This is a genomic window from Bacteroides sp. DH3716P, from assembly GCF_025914115.1.
Taxonomy (GTDB): Bacteria; Bacteroidota; Bacteroidia; order Bacteroidales; family Bacteroidaceae; genus Bacteroides; species Bacteroides ovatus.
This window is the reverse complement of record NZ_CP083673.1, coordinates 3,591,101-3,605,346: the sequence shown is the minus strand read 5'-3', so window position 1 is coordinate 3,605,346 and position 14,246 is coordinate 3,591,101. Positions and strand designations below refer to the sequence as shown.

8 protein-coding genes are annotated in these 14,246 nt (G+C 43.0%); 7 read left to right on the top strand and 1 reads right to left on the bottom strand.

The features are described 5' to 3' along the window. Window positions 1–6 precede the first annotated feature (6 nt). Both KQP79_RS13440 and KQP79_RS13435 read left to right on the top strand, forming a co-directional pair. On the top strand, window positions 7–1,224 hold the full coding sequence (locus KQP79_RS13440) for a hypothetical protein (RefSeq protein WP_004312016.1): 1,218 nt from the start codon (window positions 7–9) through the stop codon (window positions 1,222–1,224). A gap of 46 nt (window positions 1,225–1,270) precedes the next feature. Next, the gene (locus tag KQP79_RS13435; RefSeq protein ID WP_004297377.1) at window positions 1,271–2,734 is read left to right on the top strand and encodes a carboxypeptidase-like regulatory domain-containing protein; all 1,464 of its coding nucleotides are present in this window, start codon (window positions 1,271–1,273) and stop codon (window positions 2,732–2,734) included. Window positions 2,735–3,088: 354 nt separating this feature from the next. Here the strand turns inward: KQP79_RS13435 and KQP79_RS13430 are convergent, their stop codons facing one another. Then, on the bottom strand, window positions 3,089–5,305 hold the full coding sequence (locus KQP79_RS13430) for a patatin-like phospholipase family protein (RefSeq protein WP_004297378.1): 2,217 nt from the start codon (window positions 5,303–5,305) through the stop codon (window positions 3,089–3,091). A gap of 272 nt (window positions 5,306–5,577) precedes the next feature. Between KQP79_RS13430 and KQP79_RS13425 the strand changes: the two genes are divergently transcribed. From KQP79_RS13425 to KQP79_RS13405, 5 genes are all read left to right on the top strand, one after another. Continuing rightward, a complete protein-coding gene (locus KQP79_RS13425; protein ID WP_004297379.1) occupies window positions 5,578–6,834 on the top strand; it encodes an efflux RND transporter periplasmic adaptor subunit in 1,257 nt (418 codons plus the stop codon). A 3-nt stretch (window positions 6,835–6,837) separates the two neighbouring features. Next, the gene (locus KQP79_RS13420; RefSeq protein ID WP_004297380.1) at window positions 6,838–9,942 is read left to right on the top strand and encodes an efflux RND transporter permease subunit; all 3,105 of its coding nucleotides are present in this window, start codon (window positions 6,838–6,840) and stop codon (window positions 9,940–9,942) included. Then, the gene (locus KQP79_RS13415) at window positions 9,942–11,321 is read left to right on the top strand and encodes an efflux transporter outer membrane subunit (protein ID WP_004297381.1); all 1,380 of its coding nucleotides are present in this window, start codon (window positions 9,942–9,944) and stop codon (window positions 11,319–11,321) included. The genes KQP79_RS13420 and KQP79_RS13415 overlap by 1 nt, the downstream gene beginning before the upstream one ends. Before the next feature lie 206 nt (window positions 11,322–11,527). Next, the gene (locus tag KQP79_RS13410) at window positions 11,528–13,174 is read left to right on the top strand and encodes a diphosphate--fructose-6-phosphate 1-phosphotransferase (RefSeq protein WP_004307609.1); all 1,647 of its coding nucleotides are present in this window, start codon (window positions 11,528–11,530) and stop codon (window positions 13,172–13,174) included. Between the two features lie 154 nt (window positions 13,175–13,328). Next, the gene (locus KQP79_RS13405; RefSeq protein WP_004309007.1) at window positions 13,329–14,222 is read left to right on the top strand and encodes a glycoside hydrolase family 25 protein; all 894 of its coding nucleotides are present in this window, start codon (window positions 13,329–13,331) and stop codon (window positions 14,220–14,222) included. The last annotated feature ends 24 nt before the right edge of the window (window positions 14,223–14,246 follow it).

The window sequence follows — 14,246 nt, the reverse complement described above, 5'->3', positions numbered from 1 at the left end:
AAGAAGATGAAAAGGATTGTTAGTGTGACTGCTGTTTTTCTCTGTGGTATTTCTTTGTTACAGGCACAGCCAGTTCGTGTGAGTGAGACACTGAAAGAATTGGAAATGGAGAATATTTCAGTTGTGGAGAAAAGGGACACGATAACTGCGGCTTTTGAGACCTCTGCCTATAGAGGTATTTATAATGGAATCGGTATTGCTATACGCCATTTGGTTGCTATACCGGAAATACCGACTTTGCAGCTACTTATATTAGATAATGCCCTACCACAATTATGTATAACTATCCCTGCAGATTTGATTCAAAAATGTCAGTCCGGTGAATGTACGTTGGATGAAGTGTATCGTAAGATGGGGATGACTACTTCTACCGGAACTGCTGTGCGTCAGCTGAAAGGTGTAAAACGAAAAGAAAGTTCTTTCGGTAAGGTAGATTTTGTGATATATCCCAACGTGATGTTAGTCAATAATGTAACTTATAAGTTGTATAAGGCGGCACTCGAGTTGCAACCTGCCCTGGAAATGCAATTATGGAAAGGAGCTTCGCTACGGATGCAGGTTTCTTTGCCTATTGTAAGTAATGAAGATGGTAAGTGGAACTGCGTTCGCTTGGGATTCATGGCTTTGCGTCAGGATTTTCGCTTGGCTAACCATTGGAAAGGATACCTCACTGGCGGTAGTTTCTCTAATGACCGTCAGGGACTTGCTGCAGGAATCGGCTATTTTTCAGCAAACGGCAGGTGGACGGTAGAAGGTGGAGGAGGAATTACCGGTTCTTCCCATTTCTATGGCAGTGACTGGAAAATGAGTAAGTGGAAAAGAGTCAATGGACAGATTAGCGTAGGATATTATGTGCCGGAAGTGAATACCTTGGTGAAAGTAGAAGGGGCCCGCTTTATTTATGGAGATTATGGAGTACGCGGAACTCTTTCACGCTATTTCGGCGAATATATTGTAGGTATATATGGTATGTACACAGATGGAGCAACGAATGCAGGGTTTAATTTCTCTATTCCATTACCGGGAAAGAAACGCAGGCGACATCTGCTACGGGTGATGCTTCCCGAATATTTTGCTTTTCAGTATGATATGCGTAGCGGGAATGAATACGCTCATCGTTCATTGGGCGAAAGTTATAGTGTTGAACCTAAGTCGGCAGAGAATTCACACTTCTGGCAGCCGGATTATATTCGATATTATTTGATTAGAACGAGTGAGAAGTGAAACATGATTGATATTTAAACTAGTATTTTTAACAAATTTGAACATTATGAAAAGTGTAAAATGGTTTTATGTGGGTGCCATGGCGATAGCCTTGGGTATGTTAACTTTTGCGACAGTAGCCTGTCACGATGATGATGACGATCCGAAACCGGCAGAAGGGGAAGTTGTTGAAACTCCGAAACCGGTTGTAGAGTATTACATTATGGGGACGGTGACTTCCGGAGGAGCAGCAATGGATGGGGCAAAGGTAAAAGTGGGTAGTAAAAATTACACAACCGACTCGAATGGTAAGTTCTCTGTTACAGAAAGTGCTACAGGTACTTATAGTATTGAAGCGTCTTCTAATGGATATCTTTCACAGAAAACGTCAGTTGTCATTGCAAATAATGCAGAGAATCGTAGTGTGGTAACGGTAGCTCTGGCTTTGACAAAGGAGAGTCCGAAAACTGCTGTGTCAATAGAGGCTACAGGAGAAACTAAAGTAGAGGATAATAGTGAATCGAATCAGGCAATTGAAAAGCCGGGAGAAGTTGCTCCGGAAGAAGTGGTAGAGGATAAACCGCTCGTGAAAGTCGAACTGACAATACCGGAAGATGCAATTGAGGCATCTCAACAACAAGCAGGAATTGTTGAAGATGGTAAAGTCAACATTAGTGTGACAACCTTTGTTCCTGCTCCTGAAGAAGTAACTACTGAAGTAAAGGCAGAGGACGTGAATAGAGATGTACCTAAAAGCATACCTTTAGCTGCTGCTAAATTTGAACCGTCTGGTTTGAAATTTAAGAAGTCTGTTACGATTTCTATTCCTAATCCTATCCCTGGAATAACATTCGCTGATGCTGATATGATACTTACTTATCAGAATCCAAATACAGGAGAATGGGGGGATGCAAAAGATAATAATGGAAATGTAATTAAAAATATATCTTCTACTACAGAAAGTGGAGCTGTCACTGCATATACAGCCGAAGTCGATCACTTCTCTGCTTATGCTATAGAGAATAAAGTATATAGCAAGATTAGTAATGAAACTGTGACAACTAATATTCTAGGACAAGCTAGTCGTGATAATAGCGAGAATGCTAAAGCGGTGGCTGGCATTGAACTGAAATATAAGGAAAAGTCTGGTTGGGACTATGATAAGAATGATGCTGGTCTTGTTGCTGAAGTTAAATCGCAATTAGGAGCTGGTGCTAGTGCTGAAGATACAAAAACGGTGAATGCAATGGTTGCTTTTATGAAAACTCGTATGTTCTCATTAATGGGATCGGTATCTGGCATTACGGAAACTGAACGTGTTTATAACACTGTAAATGTAAACGGATATACTACCATGAGTTATACTTGCTATGCAAAAGTCCGTACTACCACGTTGACGGCTAATGTAAAGTTTAAGGGTACTGCAAAGTCTGTTTCGATTACAGCAACTCGTTATACCGGTACGGACCATCAATATAAAACGGTTACTTATAATCCGACACATAGCGGTGGTAAGGGTGGTAGTATCTAAGATGTTTTATAGTAAGGGGCTTAGATTCATTTGTAGCATTGAATCCCTGCCTTAGTCGATTAGAAAAAAGTACAGAGGTACTTCTTTACCTAATTGGCCCCATGCATCAGATTTTATTTTGATGCACATTTCCCCAAATATCAACTGTCTGTGAAGATCGTTGATATGACTTTGATACCGTTTGTCAAGTTGATGGCAGTATAATAAGTTTTTAATTATTCATTTTAAGATAAAACCCTTTTGAATATGCTCCTTTTCCAATAAACCCTTTGGGGCATGTTCATATAGAGTATAGAAGGAGGAGGTCACTGTGAAGCGGTCTCCTCTTTTGCTTTTCGAAAATACTGTATTACATTAGAAGTAATACCCTAAATTCACAAAGCAACTTCCTTTGTCCGTCTGATTGGAATATCCCAATGATATTTCCAATGGCCCGAAGATACTGTCCATTCCATAGCCTGCACTGATACCGAATAATTGCTTGCCTTTCAATATATCGAAGAAATTACTATCTGTTAGTCCGTAGTTACCCGTCAGTGTAAGATAATGAATGGCTCCCATGCGTTGTCTGAACTTAATAGATGCAATCATAATGGTGTTATCCATCAATTCCAGATTGGTAACCCCGGCAAATGGTAATTGCTGTGGAATATAGAAACCAGGTACGTCACCGCCAATGGCATTTTGCAGCGGGTAGGGAAAATCTCTTCCGATCAGGATACGTCCATAAATGGAAGGAATGATAGAGAAACGGCGGGTTACAGGAATGACGCTTGCCCACGAAGCATTCAGTGCTGAAAATGGAGCGTGTTCGTTGTATTGTGCCATATTATCCGTATAGAGTGAATAGGCGGCTCTGAAGTCACTTCCTTTAGAAGGGAAACGTCCTTTATCATAGGTATTATATTGCACTTGGGCAAAATAACTTAGAAAGTGTTCGGATTCTACTTTCAGGTCGGAAATTTCAGGTTTCTTGAACAAGAAATCTTTGTATTTGTAATATTCAAAACGAAGACCGAGTCCGAAACGGAAATTCTTGTACCATACATCAGAGAAGCCGAATTCGGCCAGATGATATTTGTAAGTTGTATTATAGGCACGGTCGCCTTCCTCGTAAATATTGATATCATTGTATTGGAACATATACGAGAAGTTGAAATTACGCTGTTGCATTGGTTCCAGCGTATAGTCTATGCGGGCAGCATATCGTTTACCCAACCGACCGGTAAGAGCCAGGCGGGAAGGAATACGAGTTTTGAGGTCTGCTGTTGCATTGACCAACAAAGATGCGATCTCTTCCGAATCGAAACGGATGCCCAGGTTGATTCTTCTTTCATATTTTTCCTGTAACAGGAAGTTGAGGTGATAACCTTCAGGTGTCTCTTTCAACGTATAACTGGCACTGGAGTAGGACTGACTGCCACGTAACTGATACAGGGCCTGTTCTATTTGTTGAGTGGAAATATCGCTGTTTTCTTTCAGATTACATTTCTTCATCAACCATTTTTTATCATCCACCTCTACACCGGAAAATGAGATGTCCGTCACATAAACCGTACGCGCATTAGAAAGAGAAGAATAAGGACCATGTTGTTTCGGGGTATAATCTTCGGCTATTCCTATTTTCTTTTTCAAAGCAAGCAATGAACCCCATTGGGCTTTTGCTGCTTCTTCGCCTCTACGCATCAGGGTATCAATGGCGGCTGGAGTAAAACTGGCGGATGAATATCCATCTACATTGACACGGATATAGGTATCTGTGAGATCTACATTTTTTTCATGGTTAGACTGACAGGTGATATCTACAATTTGTCCCAGAATGTCGGGGACGCTATTGAGCTTGTCAGCCTTCTTCAGAGCATTCTGTACGTCTACTCCGATAATAATATCGGCCCCCATGGCTTTCACAACATCTGCCGGATAGTTGTTTACAATGCCACCGTCCACTAATACCATACTGTCTTGCCGTACCGGAGTAAATACACCGGGGATAGCCATACTGGCACGCATGGCAGTAGAGAGTATTCCGTCATGGAATACAATTTGTTCTCCATTAACAACATTGGCTGCTACACAGGCAAAAGGAATGGGAAGTTTATTAAAGTCGATAGAGTCATGATACCCTACGGTAAGGTCTGAAAATAGATTAGCCAGATTCTGTCCTTTCATGATTCCTCCGGTAGCGGCATCTTTGGGAGTTTTGGTGAAAGGAATAGAGACTGTATATTTTTCAGATCGCTCACGATCTGTTAATGACATGGCACTTCTTTTGATACGGTCACTCAATAGGAATGTCCAATCTTGTTTTCGTACCATGCTATCCAATTGTTCCGGAGTATAACCGATGGCATAAAGACCGCCTACGATAGCTCCCATGCTGGTGCCGGCTATATAATCAATAGGAATTCCGGCTTCTTCGATCACTTGCAGTGCTTTGATGTGTGCCATTCCTTTAGCACCGCCGCCGCTTAGAACGACACCTACCTTTTTTCTTTGTTCCTGAGAATGCAAAGAAAAAGGCAATAAGATGCCAATTGATAAAACTAATGTTGAAAAGATTTGTTTTTTCATTAGGACATGGTCTAGTATTGATGTTTAATATAATACAAATGTAGAGCATAATTTGTTTAGTTGTTGAAATGGGAATTAAAAAAAATGTTCCAAAAGTCGGAAATGTGGATAATTTCTACATTTTATCTGGTGGATTCTACATTTCTACATTTCTTAAGGCAAAATATAATAGACTGAATACCAGTAAATAATAGGTGTAATGAATTTTGGCATACTAATTGCAAGAAAGAGTATAGAACAAACATAAGTTAAATTAAATAATAAGATTCGATATGAGATTATTCTTTTCGAAACATGAGTTGAAACTGAGGAGAAAGAGAACCATTGCTGCTATTATATGTGTGGTACTTGTGTTGGGTGTGTATTGGATACTGACCCGACCTCAGAAGGCTGCGCCGGAAATGCCGACAGTCATTGTAGAACCGGTAGTGAAAGATGATGTAGAGATATACGGGGAGTATGTAGGGCGTATTCGTGCCCAACAGTTCGTCGAAGTCCGTGCCCGGGTGGAAGGCTATCTGGAAAATATGCTTTTTGCCGAAGGTACATATGTCAATAAGAATCAGGTTTTGTTTGTCATTAATCAGGACCAGTATCGTGCCAAAGCTGATAAGGCCAGAGCGCAGTTGAAAAAAGACGAAGCGCAGGCTTTGAAGGCGGAGCGTGATTTAAAACGTATCCGTCCGTTGTTTGAGCAGAATGCTGCAAGCCAGTTGGATTTGGATAATGCGGAAGCTGCTTATGAAAGTGCTGAGGCAACGGTAGCCATGAGTGAGGCGGATTTGGCACAGGCTGAATTGGAGCTGGGCTACACCATTGTCCGTTCGCCTTTGTCGGGACACATTAGTGAAAGAAATGTGGATTTGGGTACGTTAGTGGGACCCGGGGGAAAATCATTGCTTGCTACTATTGTGAAGAGTGATACGGTGTTGGTTGATTTTAGTATGACGGCACTCGATTATCTGAAGAGTAAAGAAAGAAATATTAATTTGGGACAGCAGGATTCTACCCGTTCCTGGCAGCCCAATATTACCATAACATTGGCAGATAACACAGTCTATCCATTCAAAGGATACGTGGATTTTGCCGAACCCCAGGTGGATCCTCAAACCGGCACTTTCTCTGTACGTGCAGAAATGCCTAATCCGAAACAAGTATTGTTGCCGGGACAGTTTACAAAGGTGAAATTGTTGCTGGATGTTCGTGAAGGAGCACTCGTTGTTCCAATGAAAGCCGTTACCATCGAAAAGGGTGGAGCATATATTTATACCATGCGCAGGGATAATGCAGTAGAGAAACGTTTTATCGAATTAGGACCGGAAGTCGGGAATAATGTGGTGGTAGAAAGAGGATTGGCAGAAGGAGAAATGGTAGTTGTAGAAGGGTTCCATAAGTTGACTCCGGGTATGAAAGTACGGGTGAGCCAACCGGATGCAGAAGCCCAGGATAGTATAACTGCGACAAAAAATGAAGTGGCCGGGGCGAAAGAAAATGTTACCGGAACGAAGGATAACGCGAAAGGAGAATAAACGATGAAAGTTACTTTTTTTATAGATAGGCCGGTCTTTTCGGCTGTAATCTCCATCGTGATTGTGATTGTCGGTATTATTGGTCTGACGATGCTTCCGGTGGATCAATACCCGCAGATTACTCCTCCGGTGGTGAAGATTAGTGCTTCTTATCCGGGTGCGAGTGCACTTACTGTATCACAGGCAGTAGCTACCCCGATTGAGCAGGAAATCAATGGTACTCCGGGGATGCTTTATATGGAATCAAATAGTTCTAACTCCGGAGGTTTTTCGGCAACAGTTACTTTTGATGTATCTGCTGATCCGGATTTGGCAGCTGTTGAGATTCAGAATCGTGTGAAACTGGCAGAATCCCGTTTGCCGGCGGAAGTGATTCAGAATGGTATTTCGGTAGAAAAACAGGCTCCCAGTCAGTTGATGACGCTTTGTTTGACTTCTACCGACCCAAAGTTCGATGAGATTTACTTGAGTAACTTTGCTACCATCAATGTGCTCGATGTGATTCGCCGTATTCCCGGAGTGGGACGTGTATCCAATATCGGTAGCCGTTATTATGCCATGCAGATATGGGCGCAGCCGGATAAGCTGGCAAACTTCGGACTGACCGTACAGGATTTGCAGAATGCATTGAAAGATCAGAATCGTGAATCAGCAGCGGGTGTGCTGGGACAACAGCCTGTACAAGGATTGGATATCACGATTCCTATCACGACACAGGGACGTCTTTCCACTGTAGGACAATTTGAAGATATCGTAGTACGTGCCAATGCGAATGGTTCTATCATTCGATTGAAAGATGTGGCACGTGTATCGCTGGAAGCTTCTTCGTATAATACAGAGAGTGGTATCAACGGTGAAAATGCTGCCGTGCTTGGTATTTATATGTTACCGGGTGCTAATGCGATGGAAGTGGCCGAGAGAGTAAAAGAGGCAATGGATGAGATTAGTAAGAACTTTCCGGAGGGATTGAGCTATGAGATTCCGTTCGATATGACGACTTATATTTCCGAATCTATCCATGAAGTATATAAGACGTTGTTTGAAGCGTTGGTATTGGTGGTTCTGGTAGTTTATTTATCCTTGCAGAGCTGGCGTGCAACGTTGATTCCGGTAGTGGCGGTGCCTATTTCATTGATCGGTACTTTCGGATTCATGTTGATTTTCGGTTTCTCATTGAATATCCTGACATTGCTCGGATTGATCCTTGCGATCGGTATTGTGGTGGATGATGCGATTGTGGTGGTGGAAGGTGTGGAACATATCATGGAAACGGAGCACCTAAGTCCTTATGAAGCTACGAAAAAAGCGATGAACGGACTTGCCAGTGCTTTGATTGCCACTTCGCTGGTATTGGCGGCTGTGTTCGTCCCGGTTAGCTTTTTAAGTGGGATTACAGGACAGTTGTATCGCCAGTTTACGGTGACAATTGTAGTATCCGTGCTTATTTCTACGGTCGTGGCTCTGACATTGAGTCCGGTGATGTGTTCGCTGATTCTGAAACCGGATAGCGGGAAGAAAAAGAATATCGTTTTCCGGAAGATTAATGAATGGCTGGGTATCGGTAGTAATAAGTATGTAGCTGCCGTAACTCGTACAATTAAGCATCCTCGTCGAGTTTTGAGTGCTTTTGGTATGGTGTTGATTGCTATCATGTTGATTCATCGCATTATTCCGACCAGTTTCTTACCTGTGGAAGATCAGGGATATTTCAAGATTGAATTGGAACTGCCGGAAGGGGCTACTCTGGAACGTACCCGTATCGTGACAGAGCGTGCCATTGCTTATCTGGAAAAGAACCCGTACATTGAGTATATACAGAATGTAACGGGAAGTAGTCCTCGTGTCGGAAGTAACCAGGGACGTGCAGAACTGACGGTGATCCTGAAACCTTGGGAGGAACGGAAGAGTACCACTATTGAGAAGATCATGCATACGGTAGAGAAACATCTTGAGGAATATCCGGAATGTAAAGTCTATCTGTCCACTCCTCCGGTTATTCCGGGGCTCGGTAGTTCGGGAGGTTTTGAGATGCAGCTGGAAGCTCGTGGAGAAGCCACTTTTGATAATTTGGTAGACGCGACAGATACATTAATGTACTACGCATCCAAACGCAAAGAGTTGGCGGGCTTGTCATCTTCTTTGCAGTCGGAAATCCCACAACTCTATTTTGATGTGGATCGAGACAAAGTGAAGATGCTGGGTGTACCTTTGGCTGATGTGTTTTCTACCATGAAGGCTTATACCGGTTCGGTTTATGTGAACGACTTTAATATGTTCAACCGTATATATAAGGTTTATATTCAGGCAGAAGCTCCTTATCGCGAACACAAAGACAATATTAATTTGTTTTTTGTGAAAGCCTCCAATGGAGCGATGGTACCATTGACTTCTCTGGGAAATGCATCATATACCACAGGACCGGGAAGTATCAAACGTTTCAATATGTTTACTACGGCCGTTATTCGTGGAGCAGCTGCGCAAGGATATAGTTCCGGACAGGCGATGGAGATCATGGAACAGATTGCCCGCGATCATCTTCCCGATAATATCGGACTGGAATGGAGCGGCCTTTCCTATCAGGAGAAGCAGGCGGGAGGTCAGACGGGTATGGTGATGGCACTGGTATTCTTGTTCGTTTTCCTCTTCCTTGCTGCACAATACGAAAGTTGGACAGTGCCTATTGCTGTGTTGCTTTCTTTACCTGTGGCTGCTTTGGGAGCCTATTTGGGAGTATGGGTTTGCGGATTGGAAAACGATGTCTATTTCCAGATTGGCTTGGTTATGTTGGTCGGACTTGCCGCTAAGAATGCAATTTTGATTGTAGAGTTCGCAAAGGTGCAGGTAGATAAAGGTGAAGACTTGGTGCAATCGGCCATATACGCAGCCAAATTGCGTTTCCGTCCGATTCTGATGACCTCTCTTGCCTTTGTGCTCGGTATGCTTCCGATGGTACTGGCAAGTGGTCCGGGTTCGGCAAGCCGGCAGGCAATCGGTACAGGTGTATTTTTCGGAATGATATTTGCCATCGTATTTGGTATCATTCTTGTGCCGTTCTTCTTTGTGATGGTGTATAAAACAAAGTCGAAAATCTTAAAACATAAGAAATAATGAAACGAAAGAAACTATATATTGCTATCCTGTTACTTGCCGGAGTACTGACTTCCTGCAAGGTAGGGAAAAGCTATGTCCGTCCTGATCTTCATTTACCCGACAGCTTGGAAAGATCACAGGATTCGGTTAGCTTCGGTGACCAGGACTGGAGGGATATTTATACAGATGCTACATTGAGAAGTCTGATAGAGCGTGCATTGGATCATAATAAAGATATGCTGATTGCTGCTGCCCGTGTGAAAGAAATGGCTGCGCAGAAACGAATTTCTACGGCTGCATTGCTTCCGGATATTAAAGGAAAAGTGACAGGGGAACGCGAACTCGAGAATCATGGAGGAGATGCTTTCAAGAGATCGGATACCTTTGAAGCACAATTCCTCGTTTCGTGGGAAGTCGATCTTTGGGGAAATCTGCGTTGGGCGCGTTCGGCCAGCATTGCCGAGTATCTGCAATCTATTGAAGCACAACGTGCATTGCAGATGACGATTGTGGCTGAAGTGGCACAGGCTTACTATGAACTGGTAGCTTTGGATACAGAGCTTGATATTGTCAAACAGACATTGAAAGCCCGTGAAGAAGGGGTGCGCCTGGCGCGTATCCGGTTTGCCGGTGGATTGACTTCCGAGACTTCCTATCGACAGGCACAAGTGGAGTTGGCACGTACGGCCACTTTGGTTCCTGACTTGGAACGTAAAATCTCCCTGAAAGAGAACGATATTGCTTATCTTGCGGGTGAATATCCTAATAAGATAGCCCGTTCCCGTTTGCTTCAGGAGTTTAATTCTCCGGAAACACTTCCTGTAGGGTTGCCGTCTACTTTGTTGGAACGCCGTCCCGACATTCGTCAGGCAGAGCAGAAATTGATTGCTGCCAATGCAAAAGTAGGAGTGGCCTATACGAATATGTTCCCGCGTCTTGCCCTGACAGGTGGTTTCGGTAGTGAAAGTACTTCTTTGTCGGAACTCTTGAAATCTCCCTATGCAGTTATGGAAGGAGCTTTATTAACTCCTATCTTTGGTTGGGGAAAGAACCGTGCGGCATTGAAAGCGAAAAAGGCTGCTTATGAGGCTGAAGTACATAGTTATGAGAAATCCGTACTGGAAGCTTTCAAGGAAACACGTAATGCGATTGTCAACTTCAACAAGATTAAGGAAGTGTACGAACTTCGTGCCAATCTGGAACGTTCAGCCAAGAGCTACATGGACCTGGCACAATTACAGTACATCAATGGAGTCATCAACTATCTGGATGTGTTGGATGCCCAACGTGGATACTTTGATGCCCAAATCGGATTGAGTAATGCCATTCGTGACGAGTTGATTGCGGTGGTTCAACTTTATAAGGCTCTTGGCGGAGGCTGGGAGCAGAATCCCTAGAATTATATTATAAATTAGCTCGCTGAAGAAAACGTAAAGGCTATCTCCTACGTCGGGAGATAGCCTTAATTTTTCTTTCTTCTTTCTTTTGTCTTAAAAACAACAGAAGAAGAATTTTTATAATTCGGAAAAAAATGCGAAATTTGCAACGCTTTTCAAGTTTGACAAGAAACTTACTAACACCTTTAAATAAAAAATTAAAGAAAATGACTAAAAGTGCATTGCAAATCGCAAGGGCTGCTTACCAGCCCAAACTTCCGAAAGCATTGGCATCAGGAGCTGTTAAGGCTGTAGCAGGTGCTGCTACTCAATCTGTAGCCGATCAGGAAGCTATCAAAGCATTATTCCCGAACACGTATGGAATGCCGTTGATTACATTCGAAGCTGGTGAAGCTGTTGCTCTTCCCGCTATGAATGTAGGTGTAATTCTTTCCGGTGGTCAGGCTCCGGGCGGACACAATGTAATCTCCGGTTTGTTCGATGGTATCAAGAAATTGAACCCGGAAAACAAATTATATGGTTTTATTCTGGGTCCTGGTGGTCTGGTAGATCACAACTATATGGAGCTGACTGCTGATATCATCGACGAATACCGTAACACAGGTGGTTTCGATATCATCGGTTCCGGACGTACGAAGCTGGAAGCTGAAAGCCAGTTTGAAAAAGGACTTGAAATCATCAAACAACTGGGCATCAAGGCACTGGTTATTATTGGTGGGGACGACTCTAATACAAATGCTTGTGTATTGGCTGAATACTATGCTGCTAAGAAGTATGGTGTACAGGTAATCGGTTGCCCGAAAACAATTGACGGTGACTTGAAGAACGATATGATTGAAACTTCTTTCGGTTTCGATACAGCTTGTAAGACTTATGCTGAAGTAATCGGTAACATCCAACGTGACTGTAACTCTGCACGTAAATACTGGCACTTCATCAAATTGATGGGTCGTTCGGCTTCTCACATCGCACTGGAATGTGCTTTGCAAGTACAGCCTAACGTATGTATCATTTCAGAAGAAGTGGAAGCAAAAGATATGTCTTTGGACGATGTAGTAACATCTATCGCTAAAGTGGTAGCAGACCGTGCAGCACAAGGACACAACTTCGGTACAGTTTTGATTCCGGAAGGATTGGTAGAGTTCATTCCTGCCATGAAACGTCTGATTGCTGAATTGAATGACTTCCTGGCTGCTAATGCTGAAGAATTCGGTCAGATTAAGAAATCTCACCAACGTGATTATATCATCCGCAAACTTTCTCCGGAAAACTCTGCTATTTATGCTAGTCTGCCGGAAGGTGTTGCCCGTCAGTTGACTTTGGATCGTGACCCGCACGGAAACGTTCAGGTATCATTGATCGAAACTGAAAAACTGTTGTCTGAAATGGTAGCTACTAAGTTGGCTGCATGGAAAGAAGAAGGCAAGTATGTTGGTAAATTTGCTGCTCAACACCACTTCTTCGGTTATGAAGGACGTTGTGCTGCTCCGTCAAACTTTGACGCTGACTATTGCTACTCTTTGGGTTACACAGCTTCTATGTTGATTGCTAACGGTAAGACTGGTTATATGTCTTCTGTACGTAACACAACAGCTCCTGCTGCCGAATGGATTGCTGGTGGTGTGCCTATTACTATGATGATGAACATGGAACGTCGTCACGGTGAAATGAAGCCGGTTATCCAGAAAGCATTGGTAAAACTGGATGGTGCTCCTTTCAAAGCATTTGCTTCACAGCGCGAACGTTGGGCTATCGAAACGGATTATGTATATCCGGGTCCGATCCAATACTTCGGTCCTACAGAAGTTTGCGACCAGGCAACTAAGACTTTGCAACTGGAACAAGCTAAATAAATACACTTCAGAGCAGTTGTTGATACAACAGTTGCAATGAAGGGTTCTTTCAGGCACGGATTACGCGGATTAATACGGTTTTTAGTTATTTCTTATAACCCTGTATTCCGTGTAATCCGTGCCTATCTCTAAAAACATTGATCGTTTAAAGTAAATGCCGCAACGCAACAACCCGATGTCTGCCGTACAGAAGAAAAGAACTGTTTCCACTACCAAAAGAAAGGGAACGACTTCTTCTTCCAAGACTTCCCGTACCTCAAAAAAGGAACAGGTGAAGCATCGAACTGTGATGCCTACCTGGCTTCGTAATATTCTGGCAGTGATAATTGTCGGTTGTTTCTCCGTCGCTTTCTATTATTTCTTTATCCGCCCTTATGCTTATCGATGGAAACCTTGCCATGGCTTAAAGGAATATGGTGTCTGCATCCCTGACGGATATGATATTCATGGTATTGACATTTCTCACTATCAGGGAAAGATTGACTGGAAGAAGCTGTTGCAGAATAAAGAGACGGCTACTCCTTTGCATTTTGTCTTTATGAAGGCAACAGAAGGAGGAGATCATAACGATACCACATTTGAGGCAAATTTTGCCAATGCCCGTAATCATGGATTTATCCGTGGCGCTTATCATTTTTATATTCCAAGCACGGATGCTTTGAAACAGGCGGACTTCTTTATTCGCACGGTAAAACTTGTTTCCGGTGATTTACCTCCCGTACTTGATGTAGAAGTGACCGGGCGGAAGGAAAAAAAGGAATTACAGCAAGGCATCAAACGCTGGCTCGACCGGGTGGAATCTCATTATGGAGTGAAGCCTATTCTTTATACCTCTTATAAATTTAAAACCCGTTATCTGGACGACTCTATCTTCAATGCATACCCTTACTGGATTGCCCATTATTATGTGGACTCTGTGCGGTATCAGGGAAAATGGCACTTTTGGCAACATACGGATGTAGGAAGTGTCCCCGGCATTAAAGAAGACGTAGATTTGAATGTGTTCAATGGCTCGTTAGAGGAACTTAAAAAGCTGACAATTAAGTAACGGGTATTTCTTTTCCCTACAACT